This window comes from Streptomyces sp. JN8, from assembly GCF_055808075.1.
Genome location: NZ_CM147852.1, coordinates 7,313,273 through 7,334,413 on the forward strand (window position 1 = coordinate 7,313,273; position 21,141 = coordinate 7,334,413).

Below are 21,141 nucleotides of genomic sequence, written 5' to 3' on the forward strand. Positions count from 1 at the left end.
CAGGTGACGGCGGTGGGACCGCGACCGACGGGAAAGGCGGGTGAGGCCGGATGATGACACCGTCCGCGCGTGCCGAGCGGGGCAGGGCGGCCCGCAAGCGCGTCCCCCGCTCCTCCCACGGCCGCTGGATACCCAGCTCGCAGCGCCCCGACCCCGTCGACGTGCTCGAACGCCAGGCCCTCGACCGGCTGCCCGAGCTGGCACCCCTCCGCTACGGGCGGATGGCGTCCTCCCCCTTCGCCTTCCTCCGCGGCGCGGCCGCCGTCATGGCCGCCGACCTCGGCGCCCAGCGCCACACCGGACTCACGGTCCAGCTCTGCGGCGACGCCCACCTCCTCAACTTCGGGGTCTACGCCTCACCCGAACGGACGCTCCTCTTCGACGTGAACGACTTCGACGAGACGCTCCCCGGACCGTTCGAGTGGGACGTGAAGAGGCTCGCCGCCAGCGTCACCGTCGCCGCCCTCCAGAACGGCAGCAGCCGGCCCAAGGCGCACCGCGCGGCGCTCGTCGCCGTGGAGTCGTACCGGAGCACCATGCGCCGCCTCGCCGACCTGGGAGAACTCACCGTCTGGTACGAGCGGATCGCCGCCGACGACCTCGTCCCGCTGGTCCGGCGCGACGAACGCGCCCGGTTCGAGAACCGGCTGGCCCGCGCCCGCCGGCGCACCAGCCTCCACGCCCTCGCCAAGCTCACCGAGACCGACGCGACCGGCGCCCGGCACATCGTCGACGACCCGCCGCTCCTCGAACGCACCACGGACGTCGACCGCGTCACCCTCGGCAAGATCTACAACGACTACCGCAGCTCGCTCGCCGAGGACCGGCGGGTCCTCCTGGACCGCTTCCGCTTCCTGGAGGCCGCCCGCAAGGTCGTCGGCGTCGGCAGCGTCGGCACCCGCTGCTTCGTGCTCCTCCTCGAGGGCCGCGACGACGGCGACCCGCTCATCCTCCAGATCAAGGAGGCCGGCCGGTCGGTCCTGGAGCCCTACCTGGAGCCGAGCGCGTACGACCACCAGGGGCACCGCGTGGTGTCCGGGCAGCGCCTCATCCAGGCCGCCAGCGACATCTTCCTCGGCTGGATGACCGGCCCCGAGCGACGCCACTTCTACTGGCGCCAGCTCCGCGACATGAAGGGTTCCGCCGAGGTCGAGACCATGTCCCCCGCGATGCTGCGGGACTACGCGCGGCTCTGCGGACGCGCCCTCGCCCGCGCCCACGCCCGCTCCGGAGACCGCATCGCGATCGCGGCCTACCTCGGCGGCTCCGACGTCTTCGACCGCGCGCTCGCCGACTTCGCCGTCTCCTACGCGACCCAGAACGCCGACGACTACGCGGCGCTCGGCGGGGCCATCGCCGCGGGGATGGTCACCGCGGCGCCCGGCGCCTGAGGAGCGGCCGCCCGCCGGCCGGGCCCCACCAGGGGCCCCGACCGGCCGCGCGCCGCTACGCGTCCCGCAGCAGGGGCGGCTCCGAAGGCGTCCCGGGAGCCGGCCCGAACAGCACGGCCCGTGCCACCGAAGGGGCGAAGAGACGCGTCAGCGGAGCCGTCAGGGTGATCGCCTCACGGTACGGCGCCCCCACCTGCGGATCGCCCGCGGCCCGCTCCACCACCCGACCCAGGTACCAGCCGACGCCCCGGTCCAGCGGACCCGGCCGGGCCGCGTCACCGGTCGCCCCGGGCATCTTCTTGTCCGCGCCCGCCGAGATGTCCCAGGCCTGCCGCGAGGCGTCCAGCAGCGCCCGCTGCACCCTCCGGGTCGTCGGGGTGCGCTTCGGGTCCGCGAGCGCCGCGCGCAGCGCGACCGCGGTGAGGGCGGCCACGGCCATGCCCTGCCCGTAGATGGGGTTGAACGAGCACAGCGCGTCGCCGACGGCCAGGAAGCCGGCCGGACGGCGGCCCGGACGGTCGTACCGGCGCCGGACGTTCGCGGTGTTGCGGAAGCCGTACACCGGGGACACCGCCTCGGCCCGCGCCATCCAGTCGCTGATCACCGGGTGCGGCAGCCGCTTCGCGAACTCCTCGAACGCGACCTCGTCCGTGGGCGGTTCGTCGCCGCGCAGCCCCGAGAGGGTCACCAGGTGGTGGCCGTCGCCCAGGGGAAGCACCACACCGCCGTACACCTGGGCGGGGTTGGGCACGATGTAGTACCCCCGGGCGTCGGTGCCCCCGTCCTCGGCGGGAGCGCGGTACACCCGCGTGCCGTACGCGAGCCCCGTGTCCAGGGTCTCCTCGTGCGGCGCCTCCGCGCCGATCCCCGCCAGCCAGTCGCCGGCCCTGGTGGACCGCCCGGAGGCGTCCACCACCAGGTCGGCGGTGAGCGTACGGGTCTCCCCGCCGGCCCCCTTGCCCCGCTCGCGCAGCCGTACGCCCCCGACCCGCGAGGAGTCACCGGTCAGACCCACGGTCTCGGTGCCCTCGATCAGTTCGATCCGGGGGTCGGCCAGCACCCGCCGCCGCACCAGCCACTCCAGCTGCGGCCGCGAGCCGGTGTAGTGGTGGACGGTGGCGGCCGTGCGGCGGAACCACTTGCCGTTCTGCCACTGGACCATGTCGCCCGGAGCGCCCACCGCGGGCGCCCCCAGCCCCGCCAGCTCGTCCGTGAACCCCGGCAGCAGCTCGTCCAGCGCCCGCTGCCCGCCGGCGATCAGGACGTGCAGGTGCCGCCCCTGCGGAACGCCCGCCCGCGCCTCCGGCCCCTCGGGCAACCGGTCGCGCTCGACGACCGTGACCCGCTCGGCGTGCTCGGCCAGCACCCGGGCGGCCAGCAGCCCGGCGAGACTTCCCCCGATGACCACCGCGTGACGCGTCGCGCGATGCCCCAAGTCGTCGGCCATACCCGCCCTTTCGTGTCGTGGAACTCCCACGTCCCAGTATCCACGGGGCCACGCGCCGAAGGCCGCCACCACCACACCGTTTCGGCCGCGCGGGGGCGGTCCTACTCCGCGCCCAGCTCCGCCAGCGCCCCCGTCAGCCACTCCACCCAGAAGCGTTCCATCTCGATCCCGCCCCGCAGGACGAGATGGCGCAGCCGGTCGGGTTCCGAGTGGCGGCGCTCGTTCGGGAAGTCGCGCACCTCGATCGCCAGGTACTCGTCCAACTGCTCTCGGTGCAGCGCGAGGTGGCGGTTCAGTTCGGCGCGCAGGCCGGAGGCGCCGACGACCGCGGCCGCCCGCATCCGGAGCAGCAGCGCGGCCCGCATCGGCTTGGGGTCCTCCGACCTCGCCACCCACGCGCCGAGCTCCTCGCGGCCCGCGGGCAGCACCTCGTACTCCTTGCGCTGCCCCCGCACCGGTACCGGGGAGGGCAGGGCGCGGATGTGCCCCGCCTCCTCCAGCCTGCCCAGCTCGCGGTAGATCTGCTGGTGCGTGGCCGACCAGAAGTAGCCGATCGACCTGTCGAAGCGGCGCGTCAGTTCGAGACCGGAGGACGGCTTCTCGAGCAGGGCGGTCAGGATCGCGTGCGGGAGGGACATGAGCGCATCCTAGGAGCGGCCGGCCACCGCGGTCACAGGCCGGCCGCGAGCCGGGTGCCCTGGTCGATGGCCCGCTTGGCGTCCAGCTCGGCGGCCACGTCGGCCCCGCCGATCAGGTGCGCCGTGCGGCCCGCCGCGATCAGCTCCTCGTAGAGGTCGCGGCGCGGCTCCTGGCCCGCGCAGAGCACGACGGTGTCGACGGGCAGCAGCTGCCGCTCCCCGCCGATCGTGAGGTGCAGGCCCTCGTCGTCGATCCGGTCGTACGACACGCCCGCGACCATCGCGACGCCGCGGTGCTTGAGCTCGGTGCGGTGGATCCACCCGGTGGTCTTGCCGAGACCGGCGCCGACCTTGGACTCCTTGCGCTGGAGCAGGTGCACCTGGCGCGGCGGTGCGGCGCGCTCCGGGGTGCGCAGGCCGCCGCGGTTCTCGTAGGAGGTGTCGACGCCCCACTGGCGGAAGTACGTCTCGGGGTCCTGGCTCGCGCCCTCCCCGCCGTCCGTCAGGAACTCCGCGACGTCGAAGCCGATGCCGCCCGCGCCGATGATCGCGACCCGCTCGCCGACGGGCGCGCCGTCCCGCAGCACGTCCAGGTAGCTGAGGACGCTCGGGTGGTCCACGCCCGCGATGCCGGGGGTGCGGGGCGAGACGCCGGTGGCGACGACGACCTCGTCGAAGTCGTCCAGGTCGCCGGCCGAGACCGGGGTGCCGAGGCGCACGTCGACCCCGCGCTCGTCGAGCTGGACGCGGAAGTAGCGGAGCGTCTCGTCGAACTCCTCCTTGCCGGGGACCTTCTTCGCGATGTTCAGCTGGCCGCCGATCTCGGAGGCCGCGTCGAACAGGGTCACGGAGTGCCCGCGCTCGGCCGCCGAGACCGCGCAGGACAGCCCCGCCGGGCCCGCGCCGACGACGGCGATCCGCTTGGTGCGGCGGGTGGGGGAGAGGACCAGTTCGGTCTCGTGGCAGGCGCGCGGGTTGACCAGGCAGGACGTGATCTTCAGGTTGAAGGTGTGGTCCAGGCAGGCCTGGTTGCAGCCGATGCAGGTGTTGATGGTGTCGGCGCGGTCGGCCGCGGCCTTGGCGACGAAGTCCGGGTCGGCGAGGAACGGGCGGGCGAGCGAGACGAGGTCGGCGCGGCCGTCGGCGAGGATCTCCTCGGCGACCTCGGGGGTGTTGATGCGGTTGCTGGTGACGAGCGGCACGGAGACCTCGCCCATCAGCTTCTTGGTGACCCAGGTGTAGGCGCCGCGCGGCACGGAGGTGGCGATGGTGGGGATGCGCGCCTCGTGCCAGCCGATGCCGGTGTTGATGATGGTGGCGCCGGCCGCCTCGATCTCCTTGGCGAGCCGGACGACCTCCTCCAGGGTGGAGCCGCCGGGCACGAGGTCCAGCATGGAGAGGCGGTAGACCAGGATGAAGTCCTCGCCGACGCGCTCGCGGATCCGGCGGACGATCTCCAGCGGGAAGCGGACGCGGTTCTCGTAGGAGCCGCCCCAGCGGTCGGTGCGCCGGTTGGTCGCGGCGGCGATGAACTCGTTGATGAGGTAGCCCTCGGAGCCCATCACCTCGACGCCGTCGTATCCGGCCTCCTTGGCGAGCTCGGCGCAGCGGGCGTAGTCCTCGACGGTCTGCTCGACCTCGGTGTCGGTCAGCTCGTTCGGCACGAAGGGGCTGATGGGGGCCTTGAGGGCGCTGGGCGCGACGAGCGCGGGGTGGTAGGCGTACCGGCCGAAGTGCAGGATCTGCATCGCGATCCGGCCGCCTTCGGCGTGCACGGCGTCGGTGATCAGCCGGTGCTCGGCGACCTCGTCCGCGGTGGTGAGCTTGGCGCCGCCGTCCCAGGGGCGACCGGCGTCGTTGGGCGCGATGCCGCCGGTGACGATGAGGCCCGCGCCGCCGCGGGCCCGCTCGGCGTAGAAGGCCGCCATGCGCTCGAAGCCGTGCTCGGTCTCCTCGAGCCCGACGTGCATGGATCCCATGATCACCCGGTTGGGCAGGGTGGTGAACCCGAGGTCGAGCGGGCTCAGCAGGTGCGGGTACGGGGTCATGCGGGCGCCTCCTCGCGCAGGATCGTCGCCCTCAGTTCTAGAGGAGCCCCTCTCGTTATGCAACTAGTTGCAGAAGATTCGGGATGTGACCTCTACTACTCGGTAGCTTTCTCGGGTGGCGCCGTGTGCGCGGTGCCGTGCGGTGACCGGACCGGGGCGGAGGGACTGGGGCGGAGCGAGACGGAGCGGGGTGGACAGTGGTGGACCGGACCGGACCGGACCGGACCGGACCGGACCGGACCGGACCGGGGCGGGGCGCCGGGCGGGTACGCAGCGCCTGGCGGGCGCCCTGTCGAGCACGGGGCGGTGCCCGGCCCCGGGATTCCGGCCGCGGCGGGCGCGTGACGCCGCGGCCCCCGGCCTACTCCGTCCCGCGCGACGCCGCCGCCCCGAGCCAGGCGTCCAGTTCCTCCGGGGTGCGCGGCTCGGCCGCCCCCTCCGGAAGCAGCCCGTGGCCGCGGAGCAGCCGGGCCACCGCCGTGCCCCAGGGGCGGCGCAGCCGGGCCGCGGCGAGCAGCACGTCGTCCGCGAGGAGCTCCGCGACCGGTCCGGTCCGCAGCCCCGACGGGGCGAGCACCGCCGCCTCGTCCGCCCAGCGCAGCGCCAGGTCCACGTCGTGCGTGGCCATCAGCACCGTCGTGCCGCCCTCCCGCAGCCGCCCGAGCGCGTCGAGCAGCCGCTCCTGCCCGTGCGGGTCGAGGCCCGCCGTCGGCTCGTCCATGATCAGGACGCGCGGCCGCATCGCGACCGCGCCCGCGATCGCCGCCCGCTTGCGCTGCCCGTACGACAGCAGATGCGTCGGCCGGTCCGCGAGCGCCGTGATGTCCAGCGCCGCCAGGGCCTCACGGACCCGCCGCCGCACCTCGTCCTCCGGCAGCCCCAGGTTCGTCGGACCGAACGACACGTCCTGTTCCACGGACGCGGCGAACAGCTGGTCGTCGGGGTCCTGCACCACCAGCTGGACGGTGGTCCGCAGCCGGGTCAGCCCCTTCCGGTCGTACGCCACCTCCGCCCCGTCCAGACGCAGGGTCCCGCTCGCACACCGTAGGCCGCCGCTGAGCAGGCGCAGCAGGGTCGTCTTGCCGCTGCCGTTGCGGCCGAGCAGGGCCACCGCGCGCCCCTCCGCCACGGCGAAGTCCACACCGGTCAGCACCGGAGGCCCGTCCTCGTAGGCGAAGCCGGCCTTCACCAGTTCCACGACAGGGGTCGGAGACGTCATGGAAGGAGCCTTTCCAGTACGAGGGTGGCGGCGACGAGACCGGCGAGCAGGCCGCCCGTCGCGGCGAGGAACGGGCGGGAGACCGCGCGGGTGGGCACCAGGACCCGCAGGGTCCCGTCGTATCCGCGTCCGGCGAGGCCCGACTGCAGGCGCTGGGCGCGGTCGAAGGCCCGCACGAACGCGGTGGCACCGAGGCCCGCGAGCGAACGCCAGGTCGCGGCCCGCGTGGTGTGCCCGAGCCGGGCCGCCTGGGCCTCCCGGATCCTGGTCATCGCGTCGAGCAGCAGGAAGACGATCCGGTACATCACCAGCGCCACGTCCACCACCGGCGCCGGCACCCCCGCGCGTACCAGCCGGGGGAGGACGTCGGACACCGGTGTCGTGAAGGCGAAGAGGAGCACGCCGAGCGACGCCGAGGCCGTCCGCAGCAGCAACTCGCCCGCGTGCACCGGACCGTCGGGAGCGAGGGCGACGAACCCGCGGGAGCCGCCCACCTCGAAGAGCAGCGGAACCGCGCCGGTGACGCAGAACCCGAGCGGGATGCGGAACGCCCGCCACAGCGCCCGGCCCGGCACACCGGCCGGACCGAGCAGCACCGCGAGCGTGGCCGCCGCCACGAGCAGCGCGCCCGGCCACGGCGGCAGGCCGACCGCGCACAGGGTGAGACCGAAGCCGAGGAACGCCTTCTCGGCGGGATGGCGGCGGCGCCAGCGACTGCTGTGCGCCGCCGCGTCGATCGGCAGCATCCGCGGTTACGCGCCCGGTCCGCGGCCGGATCCTCCACCGGCGGCCGGCCCTCCGCCGGTACCGCTCTCGGCCGCCGTCGTGGCGGCCCGGGAGGCTCCGGCGGCTCCGGGTGCGCCGGCCCCGGGCAGGTCGGCCGCACCGGCCCCGGCCCCGTCGGCCCCGTCGGCCACGTCGGTTCCGGACCCCTCCGCGACGACTCGCGCCGCCCCCTGCCGACGGCCGCGGCGCAGGCCGAAGTAGTACGCCAGGACGCCGGCGCCGAGGGCGGCCTGCAGGGCGAACAGCGCGGACTCGATCTCCCCGGACGGGGGTTCGTACAGCGGGCTGAACCACGGTTCGTAGTCCGGCCGCAGCTCCGTGATCGCGGTCTCGGCCTCCGCGTCCGCCCCGACGAAGGGCTCCTCCTTGTGGTCGCCGAGCCCCAGGGCGAGCGGCAGCACCGCGAGCGCGGCGACGACGAGCAGCAGCAGGGTGTTGATCTTCGCGTTCCGGCTCATCGCGCGGCCGCCTCCTCGCGTCGCTCCGACGTGCGCCCGGCGAGGACGCCGAGCCGGACCAGGTCGCCCTTGCTGGACTGGGTGAGCAGGCGCATCACCAGCACGGTGAGCAGGCCCTCGCTCACGGCGAGCGGGATCTGCGTCACGGCGAAGATCCCGCCGAACTTGGCGAGCGCGCCGGGGATGCCGCTGCCCGGGTCCGGGAAGGCGAGCGCCAGCTGGACGCTGGTCACACAGTAGGTCGACAGGTCGGCGACGAACGCGCCGAAGAACACGGCGACCATCAGCGGCGCGCCGAACCGGCGCAGCAGCACGTAGGCGCCGTAGCCCGCCCACGGCCCGACGATCGCCATCGAGAAGACGTTCGCGCCGAGCGTGGTCAGGCCGCCGTGGGCGAGCAGCAGGGCCTGGAACAGCAGGGTGATGGTCCCCAGGACCGCCATGATCGGCGGCCTGAACAGGATCGCTCCCAGACCCGTACCGGTCGGATGGGAGCAGCTGCCGGTCACCGAGGGCAACTTGAGTGCCGACAGGACGAACGTGAAGGCGCCGGCGGCGCCGAGCAGCAGCGTGGACTCCGGGTTGGACCGCACCTCGCGGGTCAGCGCGCGGACCCCGTGGACGACGAACGGCGCGGACGCGACGCCCCAGGCGGCCGCGTGCACAGGGGGTAGGTACCCCTCGGCTATATGCATGGTTGGGAGACCCTCTCCAGCACCTCGTGGATGGACAACGCACCCTGGCCGGTCTCCTGGCTGACGGTCATTCCGTCCGACTCCGCCTTCCCACACCACGACGGTCTCCCGACGTGGTCCAGTGGCTTCCCCGAGGGCGTTCCCCGCGGGGGTGGAGCCGGACCTCCCGATCACAGTGGCGAGGGCCGCACCGGTACTGCACCGGTTTCCCGTACACCAAGGCCCTGCGACATTAGTGCGTTGACCTGCTGGATCACAACACGGCCGGTACCGGGCGCGGCCCCGCGCTCACTCCCCGCAGTCGGCCCGGGCGGCACCGGACGACCGCGGGGGCGCTCCCTCCGTCAGTCCTTGCGGTACGCGTACGCCTCCGCAGCGGCGGCCGCCACGGCGTCCAGGTCCCCGCCGGCGCCGGCGGTGACGTAGGCGGCGACCGCCCCCTCGACGAACGGCGCGTCCACGAGCCGGGCGCCCTCGGGCAGTTCGTCGCCCTCGGCGAGGAGGGCCTTCACGGTCAGCACCGCACTCCCCAGATCGACGAGGAGCGCCACCCCCGCGCCGCGGTCGGCGGCCTTCGCCGCCTCGGAGATCAGCTCGGAACTCGTCCCGAGACCGCCGTCGGGGGTCCCGCCGGCCGGCACGATCGGGGCGAGGTCGCCGCCCCCGGCGAGCCCGCGGGCCAGCTCGGCGACGGAGGCCGCGACGGCCGCGCTGTGCGACACGAGCACGATGCCGACCGGGCGGCCGCGGCCCGTGCCGCCGGTCCCGCTCACGTCACGCACACCGTCGGTACGACTCACGCCACCCACACCGTCCGTCCCGCTCCCGCCGCTCGTCCCTCCGGTGCTGTTCCCGCCGCTCATGCCTCCGGTTCCGCTCCCGCCGCTCATGCCGTCCCCTCGGCGGCAGGCCGCTCCTCGCCGCGGGCGACCTCGTCGAGGGCGGCGAAGAGCAGCGCCGAGGACGTGGCCCCCGGATCCTGATGCCCCACCGACCGCTCGCCCAGATAGCTGGCCCTGCCCTTGCGCGCCCGCAGGGGTACGGTCGCCAGGGCGCCCTCCGCGGCGGCCGCGCGCGCGGCGCCGAACGAATCGCGCAGCCCGTCCACCGCCGGCGTGAGCGCGTCGAGCATCGTCTTGTCGCCGACCTGCGCCCCGCCGAGCTGGGACACGGCGGTCACTCCCGTACCGAGCGCCTCCGCCAGCTGCTCCCGGGTGACGCGCGGGTCGTCCCCGAGGGTCTTGCCGGTACGGCGGAGGAGCGTGCCGTACAGCGGTCCCGAGGCGCCGCCCACGGTGGAGATCAGCTGCCGGCCGGCGGCGGTGAGGGCCGCGCCCGGCGTCGCGGGCGGGTCCTCGCCCAGGGCGGTGGTCACGGCGGCGAAACCGCGCCGCAGGTTGGCGCCGTGGTCGGCGTCGCCGATGGCCGAGTCGAGCTCGGTGAGCCGGTCCGCCTCCCGGTCCACGGACTCGGCCACGGCGGCCAGCCAGCGCACGAGGAAGGCGGCGTCGAAGGTCTGCGTCATGTCGGGCTCCTGTCCCCTCGTCCGTCTCACCGGCCCCAGCGCAGCGCGGGCGTCGCCACGGGGGCGTCCCAGAGGCGCAGGAGCTCCTCGTCCACCTCGCACAGGGTGACCGAGCAGCCGGCCATGTCGAGCGAGGTCACGTAGTTGCCGACGAGGGTCCGGGCGACCGGCACCCCGCGTTCGCCCAGGACGCGCTGGACCTCGGCGTTGAACCCGTACAGCTCCAGGAGCGGGGTCGCGCCCATGCCGTTGACGAGGGCGATGACGGGGCCCGAGGGGCGGAGGTCCTCGACGACGGCGTCGACGGCGAAGTCGGCGATCTCCCGGGAGGTCATCATCGGGCGCCGCTCGCGACCGGGTTCGCCGTGGATCCCGACGCCCAACTCCAGCTCGCCCTCGGGGAGGTCGAAGGTGGGGCTGCCCTTGGCGGGGGTCGTGCAGGCGCCGAGGGCGACCCCGAAGGAGCGGGAGCGCTCGTTGACCCGGCGTGCGATCGCCTCCACGCGCTCCAGGGGAGCGCCCTCCTCGGCGGCGGCTCCCGCGATCTTCTCGACGAAGAGGGTGGCGCCGGTCCCGCGCCGCCCGGCCGTGTACAGACTGTCCGTGACGGCGACGTCGTCGTCGACCAGGACCTTGGCGACCTGGATGCCCTCGTCCTCGGCGAGCTCGGCCGCCATCTCGAAGTTGAGCACGTCACCGGTGTAGTTCTTGACCACGAACAGCACACCGGCTCCGCTGTCGACGGCGGCGGCGGCCCGCACCATCTGGTCGGGCACGGGGGAGGTGAACACCTCGCCGGGACAGGCGGCGGCCAGCATGCCGGGCCCCACGAACCCCCCGTGCAACGGCTCGTGCCCGGAGCCCCCGCCGGACACCAGCGCGACCTTCCCGTCCAGGGGCGCGTCCCGCCGCACCACGACCCGCCGCTCCACGTCGACGGTGAGCTCGGGATGAGCGGCGGCCATCCCCCGCAGCGCGTCGGCGACGACGGTCTCGGGGACGTTGATGAGCATCCTCACGGGTACCTCCTGGTGGGACTGGCAGGTATGTGACTGAGCAGGCTTCCCGCAGGCCAGGGTAGTTGGAGTGGCTCGGTGAACGTCGGGTTCTCCGCCGACAGGCCTCGTGCGGTGGACCGGGCTCACCTGCGAACGGCCGGATGGCCGGCGTCCGTTTGGGGAGGCATGCTCGAAGCGCAGGTCACGGACGAGCCGGCAGGCGATGCAGTCGTCGCCGTGGACTCCCCGGCGAGGACTGCCCGAACTGCTTCTCGGTCCAGGAGCACGTCCGCTGGTAGAGCGGCACCCGGAACTGCTGCGCCCTCCCCTGTACGAGATCGGCGCGCATCGTTTCCCTCGCCGGCATCGCGGTCCCCCCTCGGCCACTGCTTCGTCGGTGGGGTCGACCCTGTGGCCCCCGCCGGGGAGGTGCGGTGCTCGGCCCCCGCCCGGCACGGCGGGTGTTCCCCGGCAGGGTGGAAACCGGCCACGCTATATCCCGCGTTGATCGTTTGCCTATCCCCGTGCCCTTTCATCGAGTCCGGGGGCGTGCAGCCCCGCGACACCGCCAGTGATCCAGGGGACAGGAGCCGACGCATGCGTCCGCGATGGAGTGACGACGACAGGCCTCACGAGGAGGCCGCGCCACGGGGCGCCGCGGACGGCGACGCCCACGGCGAACCGCCGGCCAGGGGGGCGGGGTCCGGACCGGTGCCGGACGGGCGGCTGCTGCTCGCCGCCGAGGACCAGGTGCTCCGGGCGCTCGCCGGGGCCGCGACGCGGGCCGGGTGCCGCGACGTCCGGGCCCGCCGGACGGACGGGGGCGACGCGGAGACGCCCGGCACCACCGAGTGGACGGCGGGGGAGACGCTCGGCGCCGCCGACGCCGTGCTCCACGTCGCGCGGTCGACGGCCGAGTTGGCCGCCACGGCCGACCGGTGCGCCGACGCCGGTGCGTGGCTGGGGCAGGTGCTGGTCCTCGGCGACGAACTGTGGACCGGCCCCCTCGGTCCCGCGGACCGCACCGCGGCGGCCTCGGCCTGGCGGCGCCTGCGCGGTCTTCCGCCGCGGGTCCGGCCGGCCGCGCCGGCGGGGGCCGCGCCGGTCGACCCCGGCGCCGTGCTCGCCCCGGGGCGAGCCGAGTGGATCGCCGACCTGCTCCTGAGCGCCTGGCTGGGCCGCGGCGGCACGGGGGCGGCGGGCACCGGAGCCGCGGCAGGCCATGGATGGCCCGGGGCGGGCGGCGCTGCGGCTCCGGGAGCGGGAGGAACCGGGGCCTCGGACGCGGGGGTCGTCGGGGGGCCGGGGGACGACGGAGGCCCCTACCTCGTACGGACCGACCTGTCGACGTCGTCCGGTGGCCGGCACCCCGTGGTGCCGTTCCCCCGGCCCGGTCGATCGGTCACCCGCGCGGGCACCGAGACGGGGGCGCGGGCCGCGTTCCTCGGGCGGATCGGCGGTCCGGCCGTGGATCCCGCCCGGCTGCTGGAGCGGATCGAGGCGGTCGCGGACGCCAGGACCGGGCTCCTCGGGCCGGTCCCGGAGGCCACGCCGGGGCCGACCGGCCTGTGGGGGTGCGCGGTAGCGGTGCCCGACCCGTTCGGCCCGCCGTCCTCCGACCCGCCGGGCGTCACGGTGTGGGGTCACGGACGGGACGCGCACGGCGCCCGCCTCGCGGCGGTGCTCGACGCGCTCGCCGCGTACGGGGCCCTGGCCGCCGCCCCGGACGCCCGGGGCGGTCGTGAGGTCTGGGGCCTCGACCTCGTCACGGACCGGCTGCGCCGGGTCCGCGCCGCCGAGGCGTCGCCGGCCCCGGCGCCGGGCACGCCGTACCGGCTGCCGACGGGCGTGGCGGCCGGACTCACCTGGGCGGCCGCGGTGGAGGCCGCGCTGACCACGCACTGCGAGGCGCTGGTGGTCCACCGGCTCGCCCAGCCGGGCGTACGCGTCCCCCGGCTCGCGCTTCCCGACCACGCAGGCCCCGCCGCCCTCCGCGCGCTGCGCGCGGAGGGTGAGCCGGTGGTCCACGACCTGACCGCGCTGGTCTCCGTGCCGGCCTGCGCGGTCCGGCTCGGGGACGACACCGCCGTCGCCGTCGCCGCGACGTGGGACGAGGCCCTCGCTGCCGCAGCCGAACGAGCCCTGCTCGCCCGGGAGAAGGGCGTTCCGCCCACCGGCTCGGGCCCCGCCGTCCCGACCGTCCCCTCCGTCACGCCGGACAGGGAGACGGCCGGCGGGCCGCTCCCGGCGGAGGACGGCGCGTCAGGGCGGGCGGGGCTCGTCGAGGTGCTCCGGGCCCGGGGACGCACGCCCGTCGCGGTGCTGCTCGACCACGATCCGCAGGCCGTCCGCCTCCTCCCGTATCTCGTCCATGTGACGCTGCTGGACGGCTGACGTCCCCTGATGCCCGGTTCGTGCCCGATGCCGGGCACGGGTTGCGAAACAATCCCGGATGCCAGGTGCCGCTCGCCTGCAGGCCGTGTAATGATCGCGGGGCTGACGCCTGGCGTCAGGTCACTGTGCGACGGGGGGTCGCGTAGCCGCGAGTGCAGAAGGCAGGATCCATGGGGGGGTCGATTCGGTTCCGCGTGCTCGGAGCCGTGTCCGTGTACCGGGACGAGAAACCGGTCACCATCGGTTCTCCGCAGCAGCAGGCCCTGCTGGTGGCGCTGCTGCTGCGCTGCGGCAGGGTCGCCTCCACCCAGGAACTGATCGCCTCGGTCTGGGGCGAGGAGCCCCCGGACTCGGCGCTGGCGAGCCTGCGCACCTACGTGTGGCGGCTGCGCCGGCTCCTGGAGGAGGACTCCACCGCGCCCCGGCTGCTGCTCTCCCAGCCCGACGGCTACCGCTTGGTGGCCCCGCCGCTCTCGGTGGACCTGCACCGTGCCGAGCAGCTCGCCGCCGACGCCGGCCGGGCCCGGGCCGGGGGCGACGACGAGGCCTGCGGGCGGCTGCTGGCCGAGGCGCTCGGCCTCTGGCAGGGCGCGCCGCTGGCCGGCGTGCCCGGCCCGTACGCCGAGCAGCAACGGGCCCGCTTCACGGAGCTGCGGATCGGGCTGGAGGAGAAACGTTTCGCGCACGAGCTGGAGGCGGGCCGGCACGGCGCGGTCATTCCCGACCTCACCGTGTTCACCCAGGAGAACCCGCTCCAGGAGAGGCCGTACGGCTTCCTCATGCGCGCCCTGTACGCCTCCGGACGGCAGGCGGACGCGCTGGCGGTCTACGCGCGTGCCCGGCGCGTCCTCGCCGAGGAGCTCGGCGTCGACCCCGGCCCCGAACTGACCGCGCTGCACGAGCGGGTCCTCGCGGGCGACCCGCTCCTCGACGTCTCGGTCCGCGGCACCCGGCCCGCCGCGGCCGTCCCCGAAACCCCTCGCCCGCCGACTCCCGAGGATCCACCACCCTCCCCGGCGCCCCTCGACGCGGACCCCTCCGGCGATCCCGCCGCCGACCCGTCCGCCACCGGCACCCCTCCCGCGCCCGACCCCGAGTCCACCGCGCCGACCCCCGCCCGCCCCGCCCAGCTCCCCGCCGACGCCTTCGACTTCACCGGACGCGCCGAACAGGTCGAGGAGCTGAGCCGGGTCCTCACCGCCCCCGACCGGACCTCGCTCCCGGTCGCGTCCATCAGCGGCATGGGCGGCCTCGGCAAGACCACCCTCGCCCTGCGGGTCGCCCACCGGATCAAGCACGAGTTCCCCGACGGGCAGCTCTACGTCGACCTGCGCGGCAGCGGTCTCGAACCCGCCGACCCGTCGGCCGTCCTCGGCAGCATGCTCGCCGCGATGGGCGTGGCCCCGCACGCGCTCCCGGCCATGACCGACGACCGCGCCCGGCTCCTGCGCACCCTGCTCGACGGACGGCGCATGCTGCTGCTCCTCGACAACGCCAGGGACCCCGCGCAGGTGGGTCCACTGCTGCCCGGCTCGGCGGGATGCGCCGTGATCGTCACCAGCCGGACCCGGCTCGTCGGCATCCCCAGCGCGGTGACCGCCGTCGCCCTCGAGGCCTTCGCGACCGGCGAGGCGATCGAGCTGCTCACCGCGATCGTCGGCGCCGCACGCGTGGAGGCCGAGCCCGACGCCGCGGTCGAACTGGTGAGCGCGTGCGGGCATCTCCCGCTCGCCGTCCGGATCGTGGCCGCCCGCCTCGCCGCCCGGCCGCGCTGGCAGCTGGACACCATGACCCGCCGGCTGGCCGACGAGCGCCGCCGCATCGGCGAACTGCGCGCCGGCGACCTGGCCGTCGCGGCGACCTTCGAACTCGGCTACCGCCAGCTCCCGCAGGAACAGGCGTGCGTCTTCCGGCTCCTCGCGCCGGTGGCCCGTCCCACCATCGGCCTGGAGGTGGCCGCCGCGGCCCTCGGCCTCGACGCCTACGACGCCGAGGAGATCCTGGAGTCGCTGGTCGACGCCGCCATGCTGGAGGCGCCGCAGCCCGGGCGGTACCGCTACCACGACCTCGTCTGGGCCTTCGCGCTCCAGCTCGGCGCGCCGCCCGGCGACGGCGGCGGCGAGGCCGGCATCCCCGTCCTGGCGCCGCTCCTCGACCACCTGCTGGCCGTCGGCCGCGCCGCCTTCCAGTGCATGGTGCCCGGCAACCCGGACGGCGTCTTCCTCACCTCCGACCCGGCGCCCGCGCCGCCCTTCGCCGGGCTCGCGGAGGCCCGCGCCTGGGTGACCGCCGAGTTCGAATGCCTCACCCACGCGCTGACGCTGGCCGCCCGCAGCCCCGCCGGGTCGGCCCCGCGGATCCTGCGGGTCGCCGCCGACCTGCTCATCGCCCTCACTCCCTTCGGCAAGGACGTCCCGTACGGGCAACTCGCCTCCGCGGCGCAGGCCCTGGCCGAGACGGCCGCGCAGCGCGGCGACGACCACGTCGCCGGGCGGTCCCGCTTCGTCTGCGGGAACGCCGCCCTGCAGAGCGCCCGGCTCGGCGAGGCGGAGCAGTTCGCCCGGCTCGCGGCCGAGGCGTGCGAGCGGGTCGGCGACCGGGTGATCCTGCGTCAGACGCTCAACGACCGCGGCCTGATCGCTCAGTTCCAGCACCGCTACGAGGACGCGGTGCACTTCTACGACCAGGCCATCGAGCTGGCGGTCGCGCTCGGGCACCGTTCGGGCGAACTGGTGACGCGGCTCAACGCGGCGCAGGCCCGGCTGCGCGGCGGCCGTGCGGAGGAGGCGCTCGTCGCGTGCGACGACGCGCTGGCCGCGCTGCGGGAGGTCGAGGACCACCACGGCGCCGCCTACGCGCTGTACGTCCAGGCCATGGCCCTGCACGAACTGGGCCGGCACGACGAGGCGGTCGCGAGCTACACCCGGTGCCTGGACCTGTGCGAGACCTGGCAGATCCGCGGACAGGAGTCGCAGGCCCGCCACCGGCTGGCCGAGACCCTGAGGGTCACGGGACGCCGGGAGGAGGCCCTCACGGAGGCGGGGCGTGCGCTGCTGCTGTGCGAGCAGCGCGGTGCGGCACGCGACCAGGGGCTCGCCCTTCTGGTGCTCGGCCGGACCCTGGCCGACCTCGGCGACACCGGAGCCGCGGTGGTCCGCGCCCGTCAGGCCCACACGCTCTTCACCCGGCTCGGGCTGCCCGACGCCGACCACGCGGCCGCTCTCCTCACGGCCCTCGGCGACCTGCTGTGAACCTGCCCCGGCATCCCCGGCGGCAGGAATATATGCGCAGGTCAGAGCGGATATCCAGGATCTATCCAGCGTAGATCGGCAGGCGGCAGAGTCTGACTCGCCAGCACGAACGACGAGCGAACGGAAGACCGAGCACATGCGAGCGACCACCTCCACCCGTCCCACCACCTCCACCCGTCCCACCACCCGCGCCCTGCGCACCGCCTGCGTCGCGATCGCCGCGGTGCTCGGCCTCTCCCTCCTGGCCGTCGTCGAGCACCAGGCCACGGCGCCCGTGACGAACACCGTCGCGGCCGAGGGTCCGATCATCGACGACATCCACGAGTGGGACAGCCGCGGCTGATCACGCCGGCGCGGTCCGTCGCCCACGACGGGACGGACGGCGAAACGAACGACCATGCCATGGGGGAGTCATGACGGGTGGTAGTCCGGCGACGGCGTTGGCTGAACGAGACGTCGCCACCATGGTCCGCGCCGCGCGGACCCGCAACGGGGTCAGTCAGCGGGACCTCGCCGAGAAGTCCGGGATCGGTCTGCGGACGCTCCGCGAGATCGAACGGGGCCGGGTCAGGGCCCCGAGATTCGGATCGCTGCGCAGAATCGCCGAAGCCCTGCACGAACCCGCCCTGCTGGCGCAGGCCGGAGTCACCACCGGTGCCGACGAGGACGTCCCCGAGGACGCCCCGCTGGTCCTGAAGATCCTCGGCAGGATGTCCGCCACGCGCGGCGACGCCGAACTGCTCACCGGAACGCCGAAGCAGCGGACCCTGCTCGGACTCCTCGCGCTCAAGGCCCACCAGGTGGTCGAACGCGACGAGATCATCGAAGTCCTCTGGGACGGCGAACTGCCCGACACCTTCGGTCAGTTGATCCACACCTACATCTCGCGCATCCGGCTGACGCTGGACGCGCACGCCCTCCCCGACGTCGGCCGCACCGCGGTCGTGCGGCACGGCGGCGGCTACGAGCTCCGGATCGAGGGGGACAGCCGGCTCGACGTCCGGGAGTTCGTCCGGCTGACGGACGAGGCCGCGTCGGCCCGCGCCGGCGACGACCCGGTCCACGAGCAGGCCCTGCTCTCCGAGGCGCTGGGGCTCTGGCGCGGCCGGCTCCTGGAAGGCGCCCCGCCGCGGCTGGCCCGGCACGCCGCCGCCGTCGAGCACGGCCGGCTGCGCGTCGCCTCCGCGCTGCGCCTCGCCGACCTCGCCCTCGCCCGCGGACAGCACGAGGAGGTGCTCGCCCAGGTCGGGCCGATCGCCCGGCACGAGACGCTGCACGAGGGCCTGCACGCCCGGCTGCTCGCCGCGCTCGCCGGTTCCGGCCGCCGGGCCGAGGCGCTGGAGATGTTCGCCGCGGTCGCCCGCCGACTCCGCGCCGAGAGCGGCATCGAGCCCGGCGCCGAACTCCGCGAGGCCCAGATGGCCGTGCTGCGGGAGGACGCCCGGGCCGGGACCGTGGGCACGGAGCGGCCCGCCGGCCCTCCCGACGCCCCGCGCTCCGTCCAGCTTCCGCAGAGCGTCGGGGACTTCGTGGGCCGCGTCGAGCACTTCCAGGTCCGTCAGTACCTGACCGGGCAGGGGCCGCTGGCCGCGTTCGGCGCGGCGCCGGTCGCCGCCCTCCACGGGCCGGTCGGCGTCGGGAAGTCCGCCCTGACCGTCCAGATCGCCGCCGCCGTCGCCCGCCACTTCCCCGACGGCGTCCTGCACGCCCGGCTGCGCTCCGGCGCGCCCGACGAGGTCCGTACGGCGCTGCGCGGCTTCGCCCGGGCCCTCGGCGTACCGGCGTCCGGGCTGCCCACCGGACTGCCCGAGCTCGCGGCCCTCTACCAGGAGGCCGTGGCCGGCCGCCGGGTCCTGGTGGTCGTCGACGACGCGCCGGGGGAGCGTGCCGTCCGCCCGTTGCTGCCGTCCGGCCCCGGCGGCGCCGCCCTGCTGGCCGGACGAACCCCGCTGCCCGGCATGGAGGGCGCCCAGCACTTCCGCGTCGAGCGCTTCACCGCCGACCAGTCCGTCTCCCTGCTCGCCCGGATCGCCGGCGAGCGGCGCGTGCTGGCCGAACGGACGGCGGCCGAGACCCTGGCCGAACTGTGTGACGGGATCCCGCTGGCCGTGCGGATCGCGGGCATGCGGCTCGCCGCCCGACCGCACTGGACCCTGGCCCGACTGGCGGACCGGCTGGCCGACGAGGACCGGCGGCTGTCGGAGCTGGTCGCCGGCGACCTGTCCGTGCGGGAACGGCTGACGTCCGCGTACGAGGGCCTGGATTCCGTGCTCCGTGACGCCGTGCGCGCCCTCGCCCGGTCCGAGGACCGGGCGTTCACCCCGGACGGCGCGGCCGCCGTGCTGCGGTGCGGCGGGCACCAGGCGGAGGACCTCCTGGAACGGCTGGTCGACCACCAGCTGTTCGAACCCCCGGTCGGCACCGGCGAGGAGTACGCCTTCTCGCCCCTGGTGCGCCTGCACGCCCGGGAACAGTGAACGGCGTGAGGGGACGGTCGTCGATGCCCACCGTCCCTGTCCCCTCACGCGTCCCTCACGGCGGCGGGACGCTCACGCGTCGCGTGTGCGGAGCGTCAGCCAGCCGCCGACCGCCGCCGCGCCCGCCCACACCCCCATGACCAGCACCCCGGTCATGGGGCCGTAGGGCGCGGCGGCGGCGGGGTCGAGCCGCAGTCCGTACTGGCCCGCCCGGTCCGGCAGGTACCAGGCCAGCTCCTGCAGGCCGGGGATCTCCGCCAGTACCGGGGAGACCAGGAACAGCACGGGGACCAGGACGCCCATGGAGAGCATCAGACTGCGCAGCATCGCCGTGAACCCCATGCACATGACCGCGAGCAGCGGGAAGTACAGGGCGCCCACCACGACCGCCCGCACCGTGCCGGCGTCGCCGAGCGCCGCGCCGTGCTCGCCGAGCAGACGCTGCGAGAGGAGGAACGTCGCCAGGGAGGCGACCGCGCCGGCCACCAGGGCCAGCACCGCCCCGACGGTGAGCTTGGCCGCGTACATCAGACCGCGCCGGGGCACCGCCGCCAGCGACACCCGGATGGCGCCGTTCTGGTACTCGTTGCCGACCACCAGGACGGCGAAGGCGATCACCACGACGTGGGCGAACAGGACGCCGTAGTAACCGAGCTGCACCGGGTCGAAGCCGGGGCCGTCCGCCTCCTCCGGGCCGACCGACCCCGTCACGCCGGCACCGATGCCGACGAGCAGGGCCGCGGCCAGCGGCAGCGACCACAGGACCGGACGCACCGAGCGGATCTTCGTCCACTCCGAGCGGAGCACCGCGTCGACAGACATCGTCAGACCACCTCTCCGAGGGGTCGCCCCCCGTACTCCACCGAATCGGCGGTCATGCGCATGAATGCCTCCTCCAACGAGTCCTCCACCTGGACCAGCTCCAGGACGGCGGCCCCCTCGTGAGCCGCGCAGCGGCCGACGTCGGCGGCCTCCGCCGCGTACACCTCCAGCGCGTCGCCGTCGCCGGACACCACCCGCAGCCCCTTGCGTTCCAGGGCCCCACGCAGCCGCTCCGGCTCGTCGGCCCGCACCCGCACCCGGGACCGGCCGTGCTCCGCGGCGAACTCGGCCATGGACACGTCCGCCAGCAGCCGGCCCCGGCCGATCACGACCAGCCGGTCCGCGAGCAGCGCCGTCTCCGTCATCAGGTGACTGGAGATCAGCACCGCCCGGCCCCGGTCCGCCAGTCCCCGCAGGAAGTGCCGCAGCCAGCGGATGCCCTCGGGGTCCAGGCCGTTGACCGGCTCGTCGAGGATCAGCACCGCGGGGTCGCCGAGCAGCGCCGCGGCGATGCCCAGGCGCTGGCGCATCCCCAGCGAGAAGCCGCCGATGCGGCGACGGGCCGCGGAGTCCATGCCGACCTGCTCCAGCACCTCGTCGACCCGCCCCGGCGGTATGCGTCCGGCGTGGGCGACGCAGAGCAGATGGTCGCGGGCGGTCCTGCCCGGATGCGCCGCCTGCGCGTCCAGCAGCGCGCCGACGTGGCGCAGCGGCTCGACCAGCCGGGCGTACGGCCGTCCCGCGACCAGGACCTCGCCCGCCGTGGGCCGGTCCAGTCCCAGGATCATCCGCAGGGTCGTGGACTTCCCCGCGCCGTTCGGGCCGAGGAAGCCGGTGACGGAACCGGCCCGCACCTGGAAGGTGAGGCCCTTCACCACTGTCCGGTCGCCGTACGCCTTCACCAGGCCGCGTACGTCGACGGCCGGTGCGTCGCCCGCACCGTGCGCCGTTGCGTTGTCCCTGTTCATGTCCTCAAGCCAACCGTGCGGCGG

General features: G+C 75.1%; 17 protein-coding genes and 1 riboswitch. Of the genes, 5 read left to right on the forward strand and 12 right to left on the reverse strand.

Features of this window, described 5'->3' with window-relative positions:
• Positions 1-50: 50 nt before the first annotated feature.
• Positions 51-1,391, forward strand: coding sequence for a DUF2252 domain-containing protein (locus ACY0MR_RS32315; RefSeq protein ID WP_388796846.1), 1,341 nt, complete (start codon positions 51-53; stop codon positions 1,389-1,391).
• Between the two features lie 55 nt (positions 1,392-1,446).
• On the opposite strand, the gene ACY0MR_RS32320 is transcribed toward ACY0MR_RS32315, so the two are convergent.
• The 10 genes from ACY0MR_RS32320 to dhaK form a co-directional block, all read right to left on the reverse strand.
• Complete coding sequence (locus ACY0MR_RS32320) at positions 1,447-2,838, reverse strand: FAD-dependent oxidoreductase (RefSeq protein ID WP_473556916.1); 1,392 nt, start codon at positions 2,836-2,838, stop codon at positions 1,447-1,449.
• Between the two features lie 101 nt (positions 2,839-2,939).
• Entirely contained in the window at positions 2,940-3,476 is a 537-nt protein-coding gene (locus ACY0MR_RS32325) for a PadR family transcriptional regulator (protein ID WP_404083363.1), read from the reverse strand.
• A gap of 32 nt (positions 3,477-3,508) precedes the next feature.
• On the reverse strand, positions 3,509-5,524 hold the full coding sequence (locus tag ACY0MR_RS32330; RefSeq protein WP_473556919.1) for an FAD-dependent oxidoreductase: 2,016 nt from the start codon (positions 5,522-5,524) through the stop codon (positions 3,509-3,511).
• A 361-nt stretch (positions 5,525-5,885) separates the two neighbouring features.
• Positions 5,886-6,743, reverse strand: coding sequence for an energy-coupling factor ABC transporter ATP-binding protein (locus ACY0MR_RS32335; protein WP_404083369.1), 858 nt, complete (start codon positions 6,741-6,743; stop codon positions 5,886-5,888).
• Positions 6,740-7,489 carry a cobalt ECF transporter T component CbiQ gene (gene cbiQ / locus ACY0MR_RS32340; RefSeq protein ID WP_473556921.1) on the reverse strand — a complete coding sequence of 250 codons (750 nt, stop codon included), beginning with the start codon at positions 7,487-7,489 and terminating at the stop codon, positions 6,740-6,742. The genes ACY0MR_RS32335 and cbiQ overlap by 4 nt, the downstream gene beginning before the upstream one ends.
• 6 nt (positions 7,490-7,495) lie before the next feature.
• Positions 7,496-7,987, reverse strand: coding sequence for an energy-coupling factor ABC transporter substrate-binding protein (locus ACY0MR_RS32345; protein ID WP_404083375.1), 492 nt, complete (start codon positions 7,985-7,987; stop codon positions 7,496-7,498).
• A complete protein-coding gene (locus ACY0MR_RS32350; protein WP_361861655.1) occupies positions 7,984-8,682 on the reverse strand; it encodes an energy-coupling factor ABC transporter permease in 699 nt (232 codons plus the stop codon). Before ACY0MR_RS32350 ends, ACY0MR_RS32345 begins: the two co-directional genes overlap by 4 nt.
• A 29-nt stretch (positions 8,683-8,711) precedes the next feature.
• Positions 8,712-8,918, reverse strand: a riboswitch (cobalamin riboswitch).
• Positions 8,919-9,026: 108 nt separating this feature from the next.
• A complete protein-coding gene (locus ACY0MR_RS32355) occupies positions 9,027-9,482 on the reverse strand; it encodes a PTS-dependent dihydroxyacetone kinase phosphotransferase subunit DhaM (protein ID WP_473556925.1) in 456 nt (151 codons plus the stop codon).
• Between the two features lie 86 nt (positions 9,483-9,568).
• A complete protein-coding gene (gene dhaL / locus ACY0MR_RS32360) occupies positions 9,569-10,207 on the reverse strand; it encodes a dihydroxyacetone kinase subunit DhaL (protein WP_473556927.1) in 639 nt (212 codons plus the stop codon).
• Positions 10,208-10,233: 26 nt separating this feature from the next.
• On the reverse strand, positions 10,234-11,226 hold the full coding sequence (dhaK, locus tag ACY0MR_RS32365) for a dihydroxyacetone kinase subunit DhaK (protein ID WP_361861664.1): 993 nt from the start codon (positions 11,224-11,226) through the stop codon (positions 10,234-10,236).
• 576 nt (positions 11,227-11,802) lie between these two features.
• Here dhaK and ACY0MR_RS32370 point away from each other — a divergent pair.
• The 4 genes from ACY0MR_RS32370 to ACY0MR_RS32385 all read left to right on the forward strand — a co-directional run bounded on the left by ACY0MR_RS32370 (position 11,803) and on the right by ACY0MR_RS32385 (position 19,327).
• Positions 11,803-13,599 carry a hypothetical protein gene (locus ACY0MR_RS32370; RefSeq protein ID WP_473556930.1) on the forward strand — a complete coding sequence of 599 codons (1,797 nt, stop codon included), beginning with the start codon at positions 11,803-11,805 and terminating at the stop codon, positions 13,597-13,599.
• 170 nt (positions 13,600-13,769) lie between these two features.
• Positions 13,770-16,850, forward strand: coding sequence for an AfsR/SARP family transcriptional regulator (locus ACY0MR_RS32375; RefSeq protein ID WP_473556932.1), 3,081 nt, complete (start codon positions 13,770-13,772; stop codon positions 16,848-16,850).
• A gap of 136 nt (positions 16,851-16,986) precedes the next feature.
• Positions 16,987-17,193 carry a hypothetical protein gene (locus ACY0MR_RS32380; protein ID WP_361850774.1) on the forward strand — a complete coding sequence of 69 codons (207 nt, stop codon included), beginning with the start codon at positions 16,987-16,989 and terminating at the stop codon, positions 17,191-17,193.
• 97 nt (positions 17,194-17,290) lie between these two features.
• Positions 17,291-19,327, forward strand: a complete 2,037-nt coding sequence (locus ACY0MR_RS32385; protein WP_473556934.1) for a BTAD domain-containing putative transcriptional regulator — start codon at positions 17,291-17,293, stop codon at positions 19,325-19,327.
• A 72-nt stretch (positions 19,328-19,399) separates the two neighbouring features.
• Here the strand turns inward: ACY0MR_RS32385 and ACY0MR_RS32390 are convergent, their stop codons facing one another.
• Both ACY0MR_RS32390 and ACY0MR_RS32395 read right to left on the reverse strand, forming a co-directional pair.
• On the reverse strand, positions 19,400-20,149 hold the full coding sequence (locus ACY0MR_RS32390; RefSeq protein WP_388796881.1) for an ABC transporter permease: 750 nt from the start codon (positions 20,147-20,149) through the stop codon (positions 19,400-19,402).
• Between the two features lie 2 nt (positions 20,150-20,151).
• Entirely contained in the window at positions 20,152-21,117 is a 966-nt protein-coding gene (locus ACY0MR_RS32395) for an ABC transporter ATP-binding protein (RefSeq protein ID WP_388796884.1), read from the reverse strand.
• Positions 21,118-21,141: the final 24 nt, after the last annotated feature.